The organism is Pseudomonas sp. ICMP 561, assembly GCF_002699985.1.
GTDB classification, from domain to species: domain Bacteria; phylum Pseudomonadota; class Gammaproteobacteria; order Pseudomonadales; family Pseudomonadaceae; genus Aquipseudomonas; species Aquipseudomonas quasicaspiana.
Window position 1 is genome coordinate 118,903 of record NZ_LKBT01000001.1, and the last position, 17,902, is coordinate 136,804.

The 17,902-nt window shown below is 56.2% G+C and carries 19 protein-coding genes and 1 tRNA gene; 11 read left to right on the forward strand and 9 right to left on the reverse strand.

Going from position 1 to position 17,902, the window contains the following annotated elements; translation table 11 throughout:
* Positions 1 to 641: 641 nt before the first annotated feature.
* The 4 genes from AO242_RS00520 to AO242_RS00535 are packed head-to-tail and all read right to left on the reverse strand — an operon-like array spanning position 642 to position 4,619.
* Positions 642 to 1,643, reverse strand: coding sequence for a lysylphosphatidylglycerol synthase domain-containing protein (locus AO242_RS00520; protein ID WP_099267272.1), 1,002 nt, complete (start codon positions 1,641 to 1,643; stop codon positions 642 to 644).
* On the reverse strand, positions 1,640 to 2,923 hold the full coding sequence (clsB, locus tag AO242_RS00525; RefSeq protein ID WP_099267273.1) for a cardiolipin synthase ClsB: 1,284 nt from the start codon (positions 2,921 to 2,923) through the stop codon (positions 1,640 to 1,642). The genes AO242_RS00520 and clsB overlap by 4 nt, the downstream gene beginning before the upstream one ends.
* Complete coding sequence (locus tag AO242_RS00530; RefSeq protein WP_099267274.1) at positions 2,920 to 3,705, reverse strand: endonuclease/exonuclease/phosphatase family protein; 786 nt, start codon at positions 3,703 to 3,705, stop codon at positions 2,920 to 2,922. Before AO242_RS00530 ends, clsB begins: the two co-directional genes overlap by 4 nt.
* The gene (locus AO242_RS00535) at positions 3,702 to 4,619 is read right to left on the reverse strand and encodes a DUF72 domain-containing protein (RefSeq protein WP_099267275.1); all 918 of its coding nucleotides are present in this window, start codon (positions 4,617 to 4,619) and stop codon (positions 3,702 to 3,704) included. Before AO242_RS00535 ends, AO242_RS00530 begins: the two co-directional genes overlap by 4 nt.
* Before the next feature lie 495 nt (positions 4,620 to 5,114).
* Here AO242_RS00535 and AO242_RS00540 point away from each other — a divergent pair, with 495 nt between their 5' ends.
* From AO242_RS00540 to AO242_RS00550, 3 genes are all read left to right on the forward strand, one after another.
* Positions 5,115 to 5,654: a cytochrome b gene (locus tag AO242_RS00540; protein WP_099267276.1), complete on the forward strand. Its 540-nt coding sequence runs from the start codon at positions 5,115 to 5,117 to the stop codon at positions 5,652 to 5,654.
* 211 nt (positions 5,655 to 5,865) lie between these two features.
* The gene (locus tag AO242_RS00545) at positions 5,866 to 8,031 is read left to right on the forward strand and encodes an outer membrane assembly lipoprotein YfiO (protein WP_099267277.1); all 2,166 of its coding nucleotides are present in this window, start codon (positions 5,866 to 5,868) and stop codon (positions 8,029 to 8,031) included.
* Between the two features lie 6 nt (positions 8,032 to 8,037).
* The gene (locus AO242_RS00550; protein WP_099267278.1) at positions 8,038 to 8,745 is read left to right on the forward strand and encodes a DUF3142 domain-containing protein; all 708 of its coding nucleotides are present in this window, start codon (positions 8,038 to 8,040) and stop codon (positions 8,743 to 8,745) included.
* On the opposite strand, the gene AO242_RS00555 is transcribed toward AO242_RS00550, so the two are convergent.
* Both AO242_RS00555 and AO242_RS00560 read right to left on the reverse strand, forming a co-directional pair.
* Positions 8,746 to 9,303, reverse strand: coding sequence for a cysteine hydrolase family protein (locus tag AO242_RS00555; protein WP_099267279.1), 558 nt, complete (start codon positions 9,301 to 9,303; stop codon positions 8,746 to 8,748). It lies immediately after the preceding gene.
* 24 nt (positions 9,304 to 9,327) lie between these two features.
* Positions 9,328 to 10,251: a LysR family transcriptional regulator gene (locus tag AO242_RS00560; RefSeq protein ID WP_099267280.1), complete on the reverse strand. Its 924-nt coding sequence runs from the start codon at positions 10,249 to 10,251 to the stop codon at positions 9,328 to 9,330.
* 119 nt (positions 10,252 to 10,370) lie between these two features.
* On the opposite strand from AO242_RS00560, the gene AO242_RS00565 reads away from it, so the two are divergent.
* On the forward strand, positions 10,371 to 11,120 hold the full coding sequence (locus AO242_RS00565) for a 3-oxoacyl-ACP reductase family protein (RefSeq protein WP_099267281.1): 750 nt from the start codon (positions 10,371 to 10,373) through the stop codon (positions 11,118 to 11,120).
* A gap of 117 nt (positions 11,121 to 11,237) precedes the next feature.
* Here the strand turns inward: AO242_RS00565 and AO242_RS00570 are convergent.
* Positions 11,238 to 11,327 (reverse strand) — tRNA-Ser (locus AO242_RS00570).
* Positions 11,328 to 11,553: 226 nt separating this feature from the next.
* On the opposite strand from AO242_RS00570, the gene AO242_RS00575 reads away from it, so the two are divergent.
* From AO242_RS00575 to AO242_RS00595, 5 genes are all read left to right on the forward strand, one after another.
* Positions 11,554 to 11,742: a hypothetical protein gene (locus AO242_RS00575; protein ID WP_099267282.1), complete on the forward strand. Its 189-nt coding sequence runs from the start codon at positions 11,554 to 11,556 to the stop codon at positions 11,740 to 11,742.
* A 136-nt stretch (positions 11,743 to 11,878) separates the two neighbouring features.
* A complete protein-coding gene (locus tag AO242_RS00580; RefSeq protein ID WP_099267283.1) occupies positions 11,879 to 12,172 on the forward strand; it encodes a DUF6388 family protein in 294 nt (97 codons plus the stop codon).
* Positions 12,173 to 12,179: 7 nt separating this feature from the next.
* Positions 12,180 to 12,842: a class I SAM-dependent methyltransferase gene (locus AO242_RS00585; protein ID WP_099267284.1), complete on the forward strand. Its 663-nt coding sequence runs from the start codon at positions 12,180 to 12,182 to the stop codon at positions 12,840 to 12,842.
* 110 nt (positions 12,843 to 12,952) lie between these two features.
* Positions 12,953 to 13,645 carry a crotonase/enoyl-CoA hydratase family protein gene (locus AO242_RS00590; RefSeq protein ID WP_099267285.1) on the forward strand — a complete coding sequence of 231 codons (693 nt, stop codon included), beginning with the start codon at positions 12,953 to 12,955 and terminating at the stop codon, positions 13,643 to 13,645.
* A gap of 118 nt (positions 13,646 to 13,763) precedes the next feature.
* Entirely contained in the window at positions 13,764 to 14,735 is a 972-nt protein-coding gene (locus AO242_RS00595; RefSeq protein ID WP_099267286.1) for a magnesium and cobalt transport protein CorA, read from the forward strand.
* Positions 14,736 to 15,083: 348 nt separating this feature from the next.
* Here the strand turns inward: AO242_RS00595 and AO242_RS00600 are convergent, their stop codons facing one another.
* Both AO242_RS00600 and AO242_RS29235 read right to left on the reverse strand, forming a co-directional pair.
* Positions 15,084 to 15,803, reverse strand: a complete 720-nt coding sequence (locus AO242_RS00600; protein WP_099267287.1) for an amidotransferase — start codon at positions 15,801 to 15,803, stop codon at positions 15,084 to 15,086.
* A 325-nt stretch (positions 15,804 to 16,128) separates the two neighbouring features.
* Entirely contained in the window at positions 16,129 to 16,338 is a 210-nt protein-coding gene (locus tag AO242_RS29235; protein ID WP_141562167.1) for a hypothetical protein, read from the reverse strand.
* Between the two features lie 179 nt (positions 16,339 to 16,517).
* Here AO242_RS29235 and AO242_RS00605 point away from each other — a divergent pair, with 179 nt between their 5' ends.
* Together AO242_RS00605 and AO242_RS00610 are read left to right on the forward strand one after the other, a co-directional pair.
* A complete protein-coding gene (locus AO242_RS00605; RefSeq protein ID WP_099267288.1) occupies positions 16,518 to 16,889 on the forward strand; it encodes a rhodanese-like domain-containing protein in 372 nt (123 codons plus the stop codon).
* Between the two features lie 4 nt (positions 16,890 to 16,893).
* A complete protein-coding gene (locus AO242_RS00610; protein ID WP_257153360.1) occupies positions 16,894 to 17,709 on the forward strand; it encodes a cytochrome c in 816 nt (271 codons plus the stop codon).
* The last annotated feature ends 193 nt before the right edge of the window (positions 17,710 to 17,902 follow it).

Below are 17,902 nucleotides of genomic sequence, written 5' to 3' on the forward strand. Positions count from 1 at the left end.
ATGCCCGCCCGCAGATCTGAAACCGTGGGCCGCCGCAACGGGCCATCCATGGCCCAATGCGGCTAACCCGGCGTCCTGCCGGGTTGCCCACGGTTTCAGATCTGCGTTCGGCCAGCGTGATTTAACGGGGCGCCTCAGATCAAAATCAAAAGCGCGGCGGCCTGACAGCCGACCTGGTTAGTGAGCTTTCAGGGCTTCTGTAGGAGCTGCCGAAGGCTGCGATGCATTGTGTCAGACGACGTATGCGTTGGCCGTGGTAACGTCTCGCGAACAAGTTCGCTCCTACCGGTCCGAGGCGCTACCACTGGCTGTCTCAATATGCTATTGATCTGCTTTTGATTTTGATCTTAAGCGCCCCGTTAAACCACGCCGGCCGGAATTCGACATTGCTGCGTGGGGGCTCTTGTTAACGGAAGGGGCGGCAGGGATGCCGGTTTAGCCGCCTCAGGCCATGGATAGCCGGTGGCGGCGGCACCACGCAGCAATGTCGGATTACGGGTATGCCGAGCGACAGCGAGGCACCCAGTGGTGGGGCAAGAGCGTTTTGGTTACTTTTGCGCTGTTCAAAAGTGACGCGCTGTAAAAGCGCAACCAATACCAGCCGTTACCCCAACAACGGATATGTACGCAAAAACAAATGATCAGGCCCCACCCTCAGCCTGATTCCTCTCCCCCATCTTCTTGCTACGCTTCTCCAGCACCAGATAAACCACCACAGCAATCACCAGCGGCAGCAGAAAGTAAATCGCCCGGTAGCCAATCAGCGCCGCCAGCAAGGTGCCTTTCGAGAACTCATCCTGAAGCAAGGTCATGAAGACCGTTTCCAGCACCCCAAGCCCCGCCGGGATATGCGTGATCACACCAGCGATGCTGCTGATCAACAACACCCCAAGAATGGCTGGATAGAACGCCTTGTCCGGTAGCAGGGTATAAATCACCAACGCCATCAGCGACCAGTTCAGCGCGCCGAGACTGGCCTGCAGCAGCGCCTGCTTCATCGATGGCAGCGTGATCTCCTGCTTGCGAACGGTCCACGAACGACGCTTGGAAAACCGGCAAGCCAGCAAATAAGCACACGACACCGCCAACAAAGCAAAGCCGATCAACCGTAGCGTTCCAGTACCTACCGCCCACTCCTTGGGCAGCTCCAGAAAGCCCATGGCAAAAACACCACCTGCCAGAATCATGTAACCCAACCAATTGGTGATCAGGCTCAGACTCAACACACGAGTAATAGTTGGCACATCGAGCCCGAGCCGGGAATACAGGCGATAACGCAACGCAATCCCGCCGACCCACGAACTTAGGTTCAGGTTGAACGCATAACAGACAAACGCCACCGGTACGATTTGTTTGATCGCCAGCTTGTGCCCGGTATAAAACCGCGCCAACACATCAAAACAGCAGTACGTGAGGTAGCTGCACAGCGCAATCACGACACCTAACGCCAGGGTACTTAGCTTGTAGGACTGCAACGCCTGCTTCACTTCCTGCCAGTCGAGGTTCTTGACCAGCAGGAACAACAACACTGGGACCGCGATAAAGAAGAACAGGTTAAAGGCACGCTTGGCCCACTTCCATTTGTTGCTTTGCTTCTCTTTTTCTTTTGGCTGATCCGAAGACGCCTCATAAGCCTGACTCATAGCGACTTCTCCTGATCCGATTGCAGGCTGGACTTCAACTGCTCTGTGACGCTGCTTTTCTCATTTTCAACAACGCTCGCTTCAGGAATTACATCCGCAGCCCGCAACGGTTTGAGCCTCATGCCATGGGCCGGAAACAAGCCAGCGATGGCCGGGAAGTGACGCAGGAAGTGAAAACTCAGGAAGATCATCGGCGCACGCCACCATTGACCGCGTGCCGCGCCCCTCAGGTTCATTTCTTTACTGTGGGCCGCAGCGAGTCCGGTCAAATGCTCGTGCAGATGCTGATTGAGCTGTTGATCGCGGATGAACAGGTTCACTTCAAGATTCAGCGCAAGGCTCAGCGGGTCCAGGTTGCTGGAGCCGACGGTGGACCACTCACGGTCAATCAGTGCGACTTTGCCGTGCAGGGCGCGCTGGGTGTATTCGTGGATTTTCACCCCGTCACGCAATAAGTAGGTGTATGTCAGCCGCGAGCAGACACGCACGAACGGCATGTCCGGCTGGCCTTGCAGAATCAGGGTGACCTTGACGCCACGGCGCGCAGCATTTCGCAACTCACGCAGGAAGCGGTAGCTGGGGAAGAAGTAGGCGTTAGCGATGGTGATCCGCTGGGTTGCATTACGAATCGCCAGCAAATACTGCTCTTCGATATCAGTGGTGTGCTCCTCGTTGTCGCGCTCACACAACAGCATTCGCGCACTGCCCGCGTGCTGGGTCGCTACGCGCAGCGCCGGGACTTTGGCTCGCACACCTTCACTCAACAGGCGCATGGCGGACTTGTGAATATCGCCGACGATAGGGCCACGAACCAGGACTGCATAATCCTGCTTGGCAGTCAGACCGGTATCACTCATGTGATCAACGCTGTAGTTAATGCCGCCAATGAAGGCCAGCTCACCGTCGATAACCACGACTTTTCGGTGCAGACGCCGGAACAGGTTGGTGCGCATGCCCATCAGGCGCGGACGCGGATCAAAGAGCTGAATATGAACACCCGCAGCCAGCATCCGGCCGACAAATGACTTGCTGAGATCCGAAGTCCCGTAATCGTCCACGGTCACCACGACGTAAGCGCCGTTGCTAGCAGCCTCAATGAGCGCTTGCTGGAGCGCCTCCCCGATCCGGTCTTCGAAAATGATGAAGGTTTCCAGCAGCACTTCTTTGCGCGCCGCGCGAATGCATTCGAAGACGCGAGTGAAATAGTCTTCGCCGTTGATCAGCAACTCAACCGAATTGCCCTCTTGCCACTGCCCGTGGTTATTCGCCTGATCACTCATAAGGTTAACTCCACTGCCAGCGGCGCATGATCTGAAAGGTGTGACCACGGACGATTGGACAAGACTTTGGGTCGATTGCTCGTGGCATTGCGTACGTAAATGCGGTCAAGCCGAAGCAACGGCCAGCGCGCGGGAAAACTTTTAGCGGAGACGCCGAAGTGCTGAACGAAAACTTCGTGCAACCCGGTGCCTTCAAGCGCCGCATCGGCGCGCTGACGCCAGTCGTTGAAATCCCCGGCTACGATCACCGCCTCGCCTTCCGGTAACCGGGCCAGCAATTCGGCGAGCAGCTTCAGTTGCTGCTGGCGATGATTTTCCCGCAAGCCCAGATGCACGCAGATGGCATGCACGTGACCGTGATGGGGAACATCCAGCACGCAGTGCAACAAGCCGCGCTCTTCTGTGCCATGGATCGAGATGTCGAGGTTCTCGTGGTAGCTGATCGGGTACTTGGACAGCAGCGCGTTGCCATGGTGGCCGTGGGGATAGACCGCGTTGCGGCCATAGGCGAAATCACCCCACATGCTGTCCGCCAGGAATTCGTACTGCGAGGTCGTTGGCCAATCCTTCACGCGCTGGGCGTGATTTTGATGTTCGCCGTGAACCTCCTGCAAAAACACCACATCGGCAGACACTGAGCGCACCGCGTCTCGCAACTCGGGCAAAATAAATCGGCGATTCAGAAAACCGAATCCCATGTGCATGTTCATGGTCAGCACGTTCAGGGAAACGCTGGCAGATGTAGCCGTTCGCACGCCAACCGGCGTTGTGGCACTGGTCAAAACTCAACTCCTTGCAGGTCGCCCGGCGCAACGTCCAGCCCTTTGGCGAGATCGAAGCGCTCCAGCAATTGACGGGCGTCATACGGCGCACGGACTTTAAGGTCGTTATCGAAGTAGCAATAAATGTCCCGGGATTTGCGTTTAAGCCCTTTTCCAGTAATCAACACCTGGGCGTCGGACGGCTGTGAGCCTTTGCGCCAGGCATCGATACGATCGCCCCAATACTGGATGGCCTTGTCGGTATAGCCACTGGCATAAAGTTTTTTATCGCCGTGCAGCCTCAAGTAGACAAAATCACTGGTCAGGTCTTCGATGTACGGCCACTTGCCTGCGGTGTCCGCCATCACCAACGCCACTTTGTACTTGCGTAACAAGGTAATGAACTCAGGCACCTTGAAACTTGCGTGACGGATTTCCACCGCATGGCGTAGACGACCGGTTTGGGGAAGGTCCAGATAGCCGGGCTTGTGCATTTTTTCGTCGCACTGCGCAGCGCAACGCCTGGCCTGCTTCATGTCATGAGGCAACAGCGTGAGGAAGTGTTCGAATTGCTCAGCATCGAATTTGAAGCTCGGCGGAAACTGCCAGAGGATCGGTCCCAGTTTCTGTTTGAGCTGAAAAATACCCGACGCAAAGAAGTTGGCGACGGGTTTCTCAACCTCATTCAGGCGCCGCACATGGGTAATGAAACGTGGGGCTTTGACACTGAACACAAAATCATCAGGCGTATCGGCATACCAGCGCGCATATAAGTCCGGCGATTGCAGAGCGTAAAAAGAGCCATTGATCTCGATACTGTTGACCGCACGAGACGCAAACTTGAGCTCGTTTTTCTGTGTCAGCCCTTCCGGATAAAAGTCGCCCCGCCACGGGACGTAGCGCCAGCCGGAGATGCCAATGCGGATATCGCTCATGATGAGAGGCCCAGTGCAATACGCGGCGCCCGTGAGCTGCGGACCTCCAGACGCGATCCTGGCCGAGGTCCACGCCCGCTTTCAGGCATGAATGTTCACGTCATATGAAGCCTGGCACTGGCACAGGTTCCATACCGTTTTTTCAGCTCAGTAAACTCACCCGTGTCGTCCAGGTTATCGACCCAACAGGTGAGTCGGTGCTGCGCATTGCAGGCCTGGCCCCAGAAAGATGCGCCACCAACCGGACCTGAACGCTCTCAGCGTTGGCGCATGGCTAGCATGTCCTGACGAAAAAAAGCGGTTCCGGCATGGGTATTGCTGCAACGATATAAGCGATCCTTGGTCAAGAAAGTGACTGCACTGCAAGCACTCATCGACCCGCCATCGCCGAGCAAGCTAGAGCATTGAGCGGTCGAAACACGGCAAGCCAGAAATCGGCCTGCGGCAATCTGCATCTGTGCCTAAAATGCCAAAAAACAATCAAGGGAAAACACCGTGAATACACCTTCAGCAGTACGCTATAGCTATAGAGCCCGTTGGCTTCACTGGGTAATGGCCATCCTGATCGTGCTGGCGTACGCCCTTATCCTGAGCCGCACACAATTTGCGCGTGGTTCTGGGTTGCGAGCTTTCGCGGTACAAAGCCATTTCTGGGTAGGCATTCTCGTGCTGACCCTGGCATTCTTCCGCGTTGCTGAACGGCGCCGTCATACGCCACCGGATATAACACCACCACTTGAGGGTTTTCTGCGACTCGCGGCAACCGCTTCCCACTATCTGCTTTATGCGTTCCTGTTTGCACAGCCACTACTTGGGCTGTTTACAGTGCTGATAGAAAAAGGCTCGCTGCCAATTCCTTTGACGGATACTTTGATCCCGTCACCCTTCCCCGTCTCCGAGCGCTTCGCCGAATCACTGGAAGACCTGCACAAACTGTTGGGCTCCATTTTTTACTACATCATTGGCCTGCATGTCGTTGCCGCGATCTGGCACCACTTCGTGCGCAAGGACAACACGCTCAAACGTATGGTGTAGGGCCTCCCTTCGCCATGATGATTTGCAGGGGGTGGGTGTTGCCTCGTGCCAAATGGTAGACCGGTAGGAGCGCACGAGTACCGCGATGGCTTTGTGTCAGAATAAGTGCTTTCGTAGCCTTCGACAGCTCCTACGAAGTGCATTTCAAACCCGAAAGGAATGCAAGAGCCAGCGCTCACATCCCTCGCCCTAGCCCTCTCAAGGACGTTCCATGCAAAGCCGCCTGCTGACTTCTCTGGCCATCGCCGTGTGTGCATCGGCTTCCTCCCTCGCCCAAGCCAGCAGTGATGACTCCTGCTATCCGACCTGGTCGATACTCAGCGAACAGCTGGACCCTTGCAGTAACTTGCCTTTCCTCAGCCCCGGCAATGACAGCTCGGTTAATCTGCGGCTGCTGCTGGCCAATGCCGGCAAGTTGCAATTGAGCCCCGCAGCACTGAACAAGGATGACCTTGCTGAAGGTTACGGAGAAGTACCTTTTGCTCATTACCGCCTGCTGCCGGTGCAAGGCGAGATCGATGACGAGGTTGCCAAAGACGGCCATACACTCGGCCTGAATGAGATGCTTGCCTCACTGGGCATCAAGCGCGAACCCGCAGAAGTGGCTGGCGATATGCTGGTCGACGGCGAAGGCAGCCGCTGCCGCAGCAACAATGAAACCACCGCCACGGATTTCATTCGCGAATTGATCAAGACGCCGGAACTCTCCCCTGCTGAACGCGCTGCGCTGGCGAATAGCCGGATGCAGATGCTCCCGGCCTGCGGGTGGGAGCCCGAGCAACTGACCAGTCTGTTGCCTGGCGAAATCACCTCGAGCACAGGCAAGGCCTTCACCACTTATCTGCAAGCGGCCGCCGACTTCTACAGCGGACGTTTCGTCGATGCGAGCAAGGGCTTCACCTTGCTGGCTGATAATCCAAACGAATGGTTGAAAGATACGGCGCTGTACATGATTGGCCGAACCGAGCTGAACCTCGCTCAGGAGAAAGCCTTTGAATACGGCGAACTGAGGCCGGATCGCGTCGATCTGGCTGCGGCCAGACGTGCCGAAAGCGCCTTCAGGAACTATGTAGACAATTACCCCTATGGCGTCTACTCCAACACCGCCACTGGCTTGCTGCGCCGGGTGCACTGGCTGACTCAGGACAAAGACAAGCTTGCCGCTGATTATGAAGCGCTGCTATTCCGCCCAGGCGAAGACAGCACGGCTGACGAAGCGCTGATGCGCGAGGCGGATCTCAAGCTCATCACGCCGAACACGACCGCGATCAAGTCGCCCATGATCGCCGCCGTCAATGACCTGATGTGGATGCGTGAAGGCTCCAGCAACAAGCTGACCAAAGCCAGTTTAATGGCGCAAAAGGACACCTTCGCCGAACATCCTGAACTCTTCACTTATCTACAGGCCGCGTTTGCCCTCTACGTGGAGAACAATCCGGCCAGCGCCTTGCAACGGCTACCCGATACCATCCCCGCCGAGCTCAATTACCTGGCGTTCAGCCAACAGATGCTGCGTGGACTGGCTCTGGAGGCCAATCAGGATTCAAAGAACGCGCAGGCGCTGTGGCTGAAATTAATGCCGCAGGCCAAATTGCCACTGCAACATGAACAATTGCAATTAGCGCTGGCCATGAGTTACGAGCGCGATGAGCAACTGGCCAGGGTCTTCGCCGCTGACTCGCCGATTAAAGCCGAAAAAGTGCGTTACATCCTGCTCGGCAAAGCTGCAGATGCAGACCTGTTGCGCCAACAGGTCATTCAAGGTGCCAGCGATACCGAGCGCAACACCGCGCTGTTTGTTCTGCTGTACAAAGACCTGATGCGCAGTCAATTCGGTGCGTTTGGCGAGGATCTCAAACAATTGCCAGAGAGCCCGTCTGCAGAAAAACTCGGCTACAGCCTTGGCTATGTCTACGATCAGGGACAGGCGCTGACGCTGTTTCGCTGGCATGGGGACAAGGCCGAATCCGGCTACGTCTGCCCAAGTATTGCGGACACGGCAGCGACTTTACAAAAGGATGCGAAGAATCCCCGAGGCCTGAACTGCATGGGCGAATTCATTCTGCGCAACGGCCTGGATCGCATGCCGCTGGACGAAGCACGCAGCGCCGATGTGCTGGGCGGCACAGCCCCCGGTTTTGCCGGGCAGGTATTCTCCAGGCATAGCGCGTATCAAACCGTCATCGCCAATACGAAGGTTGACCACGAAGACAAAGCCTACGCACTGTATCGCGCCATCAACTGCTACGCCCCGTCGGGCAACAATGGCTGCGGCGGCAAAGCCGTAGAGCCCTCGGTACGCAAGGTGTGGTTCAAACAGCTCAAAAGTGGCTTTGCCGATACACCCTGGGGTAAGTCTTTGCAGTATTACTGGTAATCCTGGATGCGCGGCTGGCTAATGCTGCTGTGCTTATTACAGCTGGGCTCGGCCAAGGCAGCGGTCAATGCCGAGGATCATGATGCCTTTTGGCTGTGGGGAGGTGTCGCTGCACAGCCGGTGCTGACCAAGGCAAAAACCCTGTACCTCTTGCAAGGGCAGATCAGTAGCTCGCGCAGTGAACAACACCGTCGAGTCAACTTCGTGGCGCAGGGCATGCAAGTGGCGAAGCTGCCTCAGCGCGAAGTCTGGATCGTCTATCGCGCTCATACTCTACGCTGGCCTGAGACGGTCTATACCCAGCTGTTTGGCCAGATCAAACGCTGGCGTCAGGCAGGTAACCTGGTGGTGGGCATCCAGATCGACTTTGATGCCCGCACCCGCTACCTCGACGAATACGTGACGTTTCTGCGCGACCTTCGCCAACGCCTGCCCGCCGACTATCGCCTGAGCATTACCGGCCTGCTGGATTGGAGTAGCAATGCAGACGCTTCCGTTATCGGAAAACTCAAAGGCGTGGTCGATGAAGTTGTGGTGCAAACCTATCAGGGCCGCCACAGCATTCCGGACTACAGTGCTTACCTGCCACGAATCAGTCGGCTGGGTTTGCCGTTTAAAATTGGACTGATGCAGGGCGGCGAATGGCAAGCGCCTGACTATCTGCAAGACAACCCATGGTTCAAGGGTTATGTGGTGTTCTTGCAGAATCGGTGATCACAGACGCTGCAGTATCTCTTCGCTGCCCACGACCGTGGCGTATTCCCCATGCAGATTACCCAACGACATGGCGTGCACATCTTCTGCACTGCGTGGTGTGCCGAAAAAATCCGGCGTGTCGAAGGTAAAACAACCGTCATGGGGCACTATCACCTCAAACCCCAGATTGCCACCAGCGCGGGCAGTGGATTCCACTGAGTTGTTGGTGACAATACCAACGATAACGACCTGAGTGATGGAATCGTCTTTTAACCACTGCGCCAAGGGCGAGTTGCAGAACGCGTCGGGCACCTGCTTGCACAACTCACGCTCACCTTCCAAGGGCAGAAAGTCCGACTGATATTCCACGCCGGCCTGCTCCGGCCAAAACACCGACTCAGGCTCGCGGGAAAAATGCCGGATATGGATCACGGGTCTTTGGGTGTCGCGCCAGGCCTGGAGTAGCGCGAGCATTTGCCCTTCAGCCTGAGGATTATTGCGGCGGCCCAGTTTGGGATGTTGAATGCCCTGTTGCATATCAATGATCAGTAGTGCAGCGTTGGCGTGAATCTTCATCTGAACTGACTCTATCAAAGGCTTTTAAAGGGCGCTGAAAGCTGCAGGCAGTCCCTGCTCGTCAAACTGTTCAAGCACAAAATCCACAAATGCCCGGGTCTTGCCTGGCAGCAATTTGTGCTCAGTGTAATAGAGCGAAATATTACCGTCATCGACGTACCAATCGGGCAACACCCGTAGCAGTTGCCCGCTGCGTAAATACGGCACAGCAAACGGCATACTGACCAGCGCGATGCCCAATCCCTGCTCGGCAGCAGAACACGCGGCCTCCGAATCACTCATGGTCATGCGCGGCTTCAGGTCCAGCGGGCTGTACTGGTGATCGCGACTGGTCAGCGGCCAGGAGCGGATTCGTCCGGTCTGCGGCGAACGGATCAGAATTCCCGGATGGTTCTGCAGATCCTCCGGCTGATCAATAGCCGACTGCCCGGCCAGATAGCCCGGCGACGCCACCAGCACCCGGTGCGCAGGCGCTAACTTGCGCGCCACGACCCCTTGAGGCAGATCAAACCCACCACCAATGGCTGCGTCAAATCCCTGCCCAATCAAGTCCACCTGTCGGTTATCAAAATGCCAATCCGGTGTAATGGCCGGGTAACGACGTAGAAACTCAGCCAGCAGTGGCACGATGTAAAGCCGTCCGAAGATCGTCCCCATGCTGACCTTCAGCGTGCCCGCCGGCTGCCCTTCCGCGCTGGCCAGATTGGCAACGGCATTTTGAATCGTGGTGAAGCTGGCAGCGACTTCCGTCAGAAAACGCTGCCCGGCTTCTGTCAGTGTCAGGCTGCGGGTACTACGCTGGAACAGGCGCACACCCAGCCGCGCTTCCAGCCTGGCAACGCTTTTACCCACCGCCGCTGGCGTCAGGCTTAGACGTCGTGCCGCTTCGGCAAAGCTGCCTACCTCAGCGCTGCGGACAAAGCATTCGATGCTGCTGAAGTTTTCCATGAGTCGGATTCTAAACTTTTGGTTTACTCAGACTATCGCAATTACCGTCTACTCAGGATGCAATCTGCGCCGGATACTGACCCCCAACAACTCACTTAACAACTGCTCAGGAGAATCTCATGACTCAGCAAACACCACTCAGCGGCAAAATAGCGCTCGTTCAAGGCGGCTCAAGGGGTATCGGCGCCGCTATCGTCAAACGTCTGGCCGAAGAAGGCGCGTCAGTCGCTTTTACGTACGTCAGCTCCGAGGCCAAGGCGCAGGAACTGCAGGAAAGCATCACGGGCAATGGCGGCAAGGCCCTGGCAATCAAAGCCGACAGCGCAGACGCAGAAGCCATTCGTAACGCAGTTGCCCTTACAGTTGAAAAATTCGGTCGCGTCGACATCCTGGTCAACAATGCAGGCGTACTCGCCATCGGTCCGCTGGATGAGTTCAGCCTGGAAGATTTCGACCGCACGCTGGATATCAACGTGCGCAGCGTATTCATCGCCTCACAGGCCGCAGCAAAGCACATGGGCGATGGCGGTCGCATCATCAACATCGGCAGCACCAACGCTGACCGCATGCCCTTCGCTGGCGGTGGTGTCTACGCCATGAGCAAATCAGCGCTGGTCGGCCTGACCAAAGGCCTCGCCCGCGACCTCGGCCCACGGGGCATCACCATCAACAACGTACAGCCCGGCCCGGTCGACACCGACATGAACCCGGCGAGCGGCGACTTCGCCGAATCACTGATCCCGCTGATGGCGATCGGACGTTACGGCCACGCCGAAGAGATCGCCAGCTTCGTTGCCTATCTTGCGGGCCCGGAAGCGGGTTATATCACCGGCGCGAGTTTGACGATTGATGGCGGGTTTGGGGCTTGATGAATCGCCGGGCCTATCTGTTGAAGCGGTTTTGATGAACTGCTGAAAGGACAAATAGCCAGAAACGAAAAACCCCTGACTTCTCAAGGAAATCAGGGGTTTCGTTTGTAGCGAATTTGGCGGTGAAGGAGAGATTCGAACTCTCGATACAATTTCTTGTATACACACTTTCCAGGCGTGCTCCTTAAGCCACTCGGACACTTCACCGTATCTCGTCACACCGTTGGTCTGTCGAGGCGCGCTAATGTAGTCGAAAGCTTTTGCGAACGCAAAGGTTTTTTCAGAATTTTCATGCGGTTAAGCAAATAGACGCCTGCGCGCTGACCGCTGCCTCGTGATCACAGGGTTTCAACCTCTTACCGGTGCTTACCGAGGTGATTTCGTGTGGAGCATTGCTTTATATTCGAGTCCTGCAAGGCGGAGATCGAAAGCGATGGCACATTCACCCAAGTATCAAATCTCGGAATCCGTGCGCAATATTGAAACAGAGGTGGGCAAGTTGCTGGACCTGGTGGTCATGCTCAAGGAAGCTGGTGACGAAGGGTTGTCAGCAAACGTTGCGCTTCAGGCACACAAACTGTTGGAGGCTGCAGTGGCGCTGAGGATGGCGATGGCTGGCTGATAGCTGCTGCCCCATTCCACGTGACAGGCCCGGTGGCACTGGCAGCTCAACCCCCAATCACGCACAATCGCGTTCCCGTCTCTTTGGCGCGTTGTGCTGGAGATACTGTCTTGGCTGCAAACCTGCGGAGAACCCGATGAATCTGCTCGAATGGAACGACGTTACTCAAGCTAAATACCTTGAGACCAATCCTCTTCTGCGCGATGAAATTCAGAGCCTTAGCGCCAAGGATCAGCAAGATCAGATCAAGTGGGCCTTTGAAGATGAAGCGGAAGCACAAGGCATCGAACCCTGGGAGCTGGCAGCGCAGTTGATCGCTGAAACGCCTGAGCAACTCAAAGCCATGCGCCTTGACACCCATCAGCAGGTGGCAGAGGCGCTGGGTATGGTTTGGGCGGAATATTGCGAGCTGAACGACATTCAGGAGTAGCGCACTGATGAGCACATCCTCCGAAGCAGGGGCTGCCGTTTACTCGCCCCTGACGCTGAAGCTTTACGACGCCTGGGTACTGGGCATTTCCAACCAGTTCGCCTGGCACTGCCCTACCCGGCAAGTATTACAGCCATTCTTCGACCGTCATGTGGGCGCACGCCATCTGGATGTGGGTGTCGGCACCGGTTATTACCTGGCCAAAGCCCGCCTGCCGGACACCACTCACGTCACCTTGCTGGACTTGAACCCCAGCAGCCTTCAGGCCGCCAAAGACCGCTTCGGTCGCGCTGACACGCAAGTCCTGCAGCATGATGTGTTCAAACCGCTGGATGCCTCGCAGCATGGCCGCTACGACTCGATCTCTCTGTTCTATCTTCTGCATTGCCTGCCCGGCACCATGGCCGAAAAGGCCCAGGTGTTCGCCAGCCTCAAACCCTGCCTGAAAGACAATGGCGTGTTGTTCGGCGCCACCATCCTCGGAGATGCAGCTGACCACAATGGCTTTGGCCGCAAGCTGATGGACATCTACAACAAGAAAGGGATTTTCGGTAACCGCAGCGATACCGTGGCGGGGTTGCGCAGTGCGCTTGAACTGCACTTCGCTCAGGTAAGCATTGAAGTGGTGGGCAAAGTGGCATTGTTCAGCGCCCGATCAGCGATTCTATAAGCGGCCACTGACAGCAGACGTTCAAAGAAAAAATGACCCGGTAGTCATCGCTTTACCTGCCCCTTGTGGGTGAGTAACGTCTGCTCACGTCAATAACAAGGAACATTGTCATGAGTGATTTGATCTCTTACCAACTGGAAGACGGCATCGCCACGCTGACCCTGAGCAACGGCAAGGTCAACGCTATTTCCCCTGAGGTGGTAGCTGCTTTCAATAGCGCGCTCGATCAAGCCGTGAAAGATCGCGCGGTGGTGATCATCACCGGCCAGCCCGGCATTCTTTCCGGTGGCTACGACCTGAAAGTCATGACCTCAAGCGCTGAAGCCGCCATCAGTCTGGTCAAGGAAGGTTCGACACTAGCCCGACGCATGTTGGCCCACCCCTTCCCTATCGTCATCGCCTGCCCAGGTCATGCGGTCGCCAAAGGCGCGTTCCTGCTGCTGTCCGCTGACTATCGAATCGGTGTCGAGGGGCCGTTCAGCATTGGTTTGAATGAAGTGCAGATCGGCATGACCATGCACCACGTCGGCATCGAGCTGGCCAGGGATCGCCTGCGCAAATCGGCTTTCCACCGCTCGGTCATCAACGGTGAAATGTTCGACCCCAAAGGTGCAATGGACGCAGGCTTCCTCGACAAGCTGGTCAGCGTCGAAGAGCTCACTGAAGCCGCACGCACCGCCGCGCAGCAATTGAAAAAGATCAACATGAACGCCCACAAGCACACCAAGCTGAAAGTGCGAAAAGCACTGCTGGATACGCTGGATGCGGCCATTGAAGCCGATCAGCAGCATTCGTTGAGCTGACTTCAGGCGCCTGTCAAACCAGACGTTAGACAGCCCGCGAACTCGGCGGGCTTTGCCGACTCTTATTCGTGAGCCCGTTGCCGGGCATCCCCTGCCACTTTCAGGATGCAAAACCAAAATGGGTCGAGTCGTTGCCGCTGCGGTGTACAGTGCAGGCAAGAAAGTCACCGATATCAGTCTCGAAGAAGGCGCAGCCTGGGCCGCAAAACCCGGTCATTTTGTCTGGATCGGTCTGGAGCAACCGACTGCCACTGAGCTCTGCAGCCTCAAGGAGCAGTTCAAACTACATGAGCTGGCCCTTGAAGATGCCCTTGAAGTACACAGCCGCCCCAAGCTGGAAACCTTCGGCGACGCGCTGTTTATCGTCACCTACGCACCGGTCAGAGAGAACGGCAAACTGACGTTTGTTGAAACTCATATATTTGCCGGCAAGGGCTACATCATCACCTCGCGCAATGGTCACTCAAAGTCCTATGGACTGGTACGCCAGCGCTGTGAAGCGCGGCCGTTGCTGCTGGAGCATGGCGAAGACTTCGTGCTCTATGCCCTGCTGGATTTCGTGACGGAAAATTATCAGCCAGTCACAGAGTCTATCCATTGCGAACTGGAAGAGCTGGAGCACAGCGTGCTGACCGGGGCGTTGAAAGAGAGCGATATCCAGCGCATCCATAGTTTGCGTCGAGACCTGTTGCGCCTGTGGCGTTACGTAGCGCCGATGGTGGAAGTCGGCGAAGAACTACAGAAACTCAGCTTTCCCTTCATCGACAAAAATATGCGGCCGTACTTCCGCGATGTGGAAATCCACGTCAAACGGCAAATGGAAGATTTGGGCAACCTGCGTGATATCGCCAGTCAGACCATCGAGATTGGCCTGCTGCTGGAGTCGTCACGGCAGAGCATCGTGCAACGCAAGTTTGCGGCCTACGCAGCGATCCTTGCTGTGCCGACAGCCATTGCGGGCATTTACGGGATGAACTTCGAGAACATGCCGGAGCTGACCTGGCACTACGGCTATTACGTGGTGCTGGGCACGATAGCGACGGTGTGTGGCGGACTGTTCGCAAGCTTCAAGCGTTCAGGCTGGCTTTGAAGCCGCGCATATCCGTAGGGGCATCGCGCCAACCGGTGGAGCTGTGGAGCGCCCGCCTCGCGCAGCAAACATAGGACCTGTAGGAGCTGCCGAAGGCTGCGATCGCGGTGTTTCAGGAGAAATGCTTCGCAGCCCTCGGCAGCTCCTACAGAAAATGCATTTCAATCCAGAGGTTTGCATTTTGTTTGATCGGAGTGAGCTTGCTCGCGATTCGGTCTGTCATTCGATGCATATATTGCCTGTCCTGACGCAATCGCGGGCAAGCGCGCTCCTACAAACGGCATCTCAATTCAGCGATATACATGTAGTTTGACAGGAGCGGCTTGCGCCGCGAGGGATCAACGCACTTTAAACCGCAGCTTTATGCTGCACGAACCGCATCATCCATTCGGCTACTGTCTGACCGTGATGGTCATGCTCAAGGCTGGCGATACCAGACTGGTAAACCTTCTCGCCCAGACAGGCCTGACGAATATCCAGCAGGGTCCGGGAGTAATCGTGAATGAATTCCGGATGTCCCTGGAAGCACAACACCTGATCATTGATGTGGTACGCCGCAAACGGGCAGAACTCGCTCGAAGCAATGACCGTAGCGTTTTCCGGCAAAGCGGTGACCTGATCCTGATGACTGATCAGCAGGGTCAGTTTGTCCATGGCCGGCGTCATCCATGGCGTTGCAGGTGCCAGCTCGTAGTGATGGATACCGACGCCCCAGCCTTTGCTTGCCCGCTCACTTTTACCTCCCAGCAGCAACGCCAGCAACTGGTGACCGAAGCAGATACCGAGCAGTTTGTCGCCGCGCTGATAAAGCTCCAGCAAATAGACTTTCAGGGTTTGAATCCACGGATCAGTGCCAAACGAGTCAGCTTTGCTGCCGGTCACCAGATACGCGTCAAAGCGCTTGCCTTCGGGTGGGTATACACCCTGCATCACGTTGTAGACCTCGAACTCGGCGGCAATGGGTTGCCGTGCGAAGAGCCGTTCGAACATCCGCCCATACCCCTGATATTGGTCTACCAGCTCAGGGCGAAGGACGTCGGTTTCCAGAATGCAGATGCGTAGCGGCATAAAAAGTACCTGAAACGGTCAAGGCGATAGTGCGCGGCCCAAGCCTGCCTTGAACGGGTATGCCAAGGCAAGCGCCGGTTGCCGGGTCTGTGCATCATTACCTGAACCATCGCTGTACCGCGTGCATTTTTAGCAACCGGTATTTTGTAACGTTGGTACAACAGTAATGACCGACGTAGGAATATTCCGACACCGACGAACGGTAGGTCGGCACTAATCAGGCTGAAAAAATGCCCGACCTGTCTAGCAAGGGAACATGCGCCCCGTTAACCGCAGTTCCTATAACTGGTTATTCGTATGAGTTGGTCATACATACGAAATGGTTCTAAACAACAACGACCTTGGACTCTAAGGTTAATTTTGTAGCAACAGTAGCGCGATAAAAACTATATGCGGCGCTCGGGTTGTCGGCGGCTTTGCCGGACCGGTTGCTCAAAGAAACACCTTTGCCAGCTGCCCGAACATTATCAATACATTCGGTGAGCTTTTGTCGCTCAGGAATAACAAAAAAAGGCAGATAGCCATGTTCAAGCATTCGAAAGTACGTCAAGCCGGGCTTATCTTGTTCGCCACTACCCTGCTGTTGATCTTGCCGAATATGACTCGTCTATTCGGCTGACAGGCTTTGCAGCAGTAAACCCAGACGACTGCGCCCTACCGGGCGACGATTATCTGTGCCAGTCTTTGCTCATCTATGAAAGGAGGCATTTGGTGATGGGTAAATGGATAGCGCTTGGGCTCTTACTCTGCACCGGTAGCGCCGCCGCAGGTGATGTCGAACAAGCGGTTGCCGTAGCAGCGCTCAAGGAAGGGAAACTGGCCGTCGATGTGCGCAGCCAGACTGACTACGACGCGGGCACTGTACTCAACGCGGTACGCGTAGAGGAGCGACGTCTGGTCAATCAAATGAAGCAGGTGCTCAATGACCGCAACGTGGTGTTTGTGGTGTTCAGCAGCAGCAACGAAAAAGCCAGCAAAGCTCAGGACAAACTGAACAGGGCCGGTTATTACAGCGTTATCAATGGTGGCAACTATGAAGAGCTGCACAACGCTCTTTACGACACCAGCGACGACCCGGCGGAGTAATGGCTTGCGTTTTATTCTTTCCCTCGCAGCGCTGACACTCGTCCCGCAACTCTCCCTGCAAGCTGCACAGCTCAGAATCGAACGATCTCATGGAGTCGAAACCTGGGAGACTCGTCAGCTGCTCGTACACCCACAGATTCAGACCATCCAGATCAGCGAGGATGTCGCCTACAAACGTGACATGAGCTATCGCGCCATTCCTCTTGTAGCGCTGCTGGAGGGTGTTACAGCACAGGATCACCTGCAGGCGGTTGCGACCGACGGATTCGCCGCGGAAATACCCGCAGCACCGGTGGTACAACCCAAAGGTTCGAAAGCATGGCTGGCCATTGAGGACCCGGCTCATCCTTGGCCAGCGCTGAGCAACGGTTCGCAAAGCGCTGGACCGTTCTATCTGGTGTGGACAGCCCCCTCGGCCGACAATATTGGCCGCGAAGAATGGCCGTATGCGATGAGCACGTTGCGAGTGCTGGCGTCCGTCAGCGAGCGCTTTCCCGCGTTGCTACCCGACCCGACACTGGCGGCTGAAGATCCGGTAAACAAAGGTTTCGCGCTGTTCCAGAAGAATTGCCTGGCCTGTCATCGCCTCAACGCTGCCGGGGATTCACAACTGGGCCCTGACCTGAACCTGCCGCACAGCCCAACCGAATACTTCAGCGCCGGGTACCTGCGCCAATACATTCGCAACCCGCAAAGCCTGCGCGAATGGCCGCAAGGCAAGATGCCGTCCATCCCGAAGGAAGTCTTGTCCGATACCGAACTGGATCAGGTGATTGCTTATCTGGAGCACATGGCGGCGCGGCGTAAGGCGGGAGAATAACGATAAGCGCGGTGTGGGTCTGGCCCGCCTCGCGAACAAGTTCGCTCCTACCGGTTCAGCACCGTGTCAGGTAGGAGGCAACTTGTTGGCGAGAGGGCTTGATGCGGTGATTCGCATGGCGCCTCGGCATCAATGGCTGATGCCTTCCATCCCGAAGGAAGTCTTGTCAGATACTGAACTGGATCAGGTTATC

What these genes read in the sequence shown, in the direction of transcription:
- AO242_RS00520 (WP_099267272.1), bottom strand. Translation starts at nt 1,643, where the DNA reads ATGAGTCAGGCTTATGAGGCGTCTTCGGATCAGCCAAAAGAAAAAGAG.
- clsB (WP_099267273.1), bottom strand. Translation starts at nt 2,923, where the DNA reads ATGAGTGATCAGGCGAATAACCACGGGCAGTGGCAAGAGGGCAATTCG.
- AO242_RS00535 (WP_099267275.1), bottom strand. Translation starts at nt 4,619, where the DNA reads ATGAGCGATATCCGCATTGGCATCTCCGGCTGGCGCTACGTCCCGTGG.
- AO242_RS00545 (WP_099267277.1), top strand. Translation starts at nt 5,866, where the DNA reads ATGCAAAGCCGCCTGCTGACTTCTCTGGCCATCGCCGTGTGTGCATCG.
- AO242_RS00550 (WP_099267278.1), top strand. Translation starts at nt 8,038, where the DNA reads ATGCGCGGCTGGCTAATGCTGCTGTGCTTATTACAGCTGGGCTCGGCC.
- AO242_RS00555 (WP_099267279.1), bottom strand. Translation starts at nt 9,303, where the DNA reads ATGAAGATTCACGCCAACGCTGCACTACTGATCATTGATATGCAACAG.
- AO242_RS00560 (WP_099267280.1), bottom strand. Translation starts at nt 10,251, where the DNA reads ATGGAAAACTTCAGCAGCATCGAATGCTTTGTCCGCAGCGCTGAGGTA.
- AO242_RS00565 (WP_099267281.1), top strand. Translation starts at nt 10,371, where the DNA reads ATGACTCAGCAAACACCACTCAGCGGCAAAATAGCGCTCGTTCAAGGC.
- AO242_RS00575 (WP_099267282.1), top strand. Translation starts at nt 11,554, where the DNA reads ATGGCACATTCACCCAAGTATCAAATCTCGGAATCCGTGCGCAATATT.
- AO242_RS00580 (WP_099267283.1), top strand. Translation starts at nt 11,879, where the DNA reads ATGAATCTGCTCGAATGGAACGACGTTACTCAAGCTAAATACCTTGAG.
- AO242_RS00585 (WP_099267284.1), top strand. Translation starts at nt 12,180, where the DNA reads ATGAGCACATCCTCCGAAGCAGGGGCTGCCGTTTACTCGCCCCTGACG.
- AO242_RS00590 (WP_099267285.1), top strand. Translation starts at nt 12,953, where the DNA reads ATGAGTGATTTGATCTCTTACCAACTGGAAGACGGCATCGCCACGCTG.
- AO242_RS00595 (WP_099267286.1), top strand. Translation starts at nt 13,764, where the DNA reads ATGGGTCGAGTCGTTGCCGCTGCGGTGTACAGTGCAGGCAAGAAAGTC.
- AO242_RS00600 (WP_099267287.1), bottom strand. Translation starts at nt 15,803, where the DNA reads ATGCCGCTACGCATCTGCATTCTGGAAACCGACGTCCTTCGCCCTGAG.
- AO242_RS29235 (WP_141562167.1), bottom strand. Translation starts at nt 16,338, where the DNA reads ATGCTTGAACATGGCTATCTGCCTTTTTTTGTTATTCCTGAGCGACAA.
- AO242_RS00605 (WP_099267288.1), top strand. Translation starts at nt 16,518, where the DNA reads ATGGGTAAATGGATAGCGCTTGGGCTCTTACTCTGCACCGGTAGCGCC.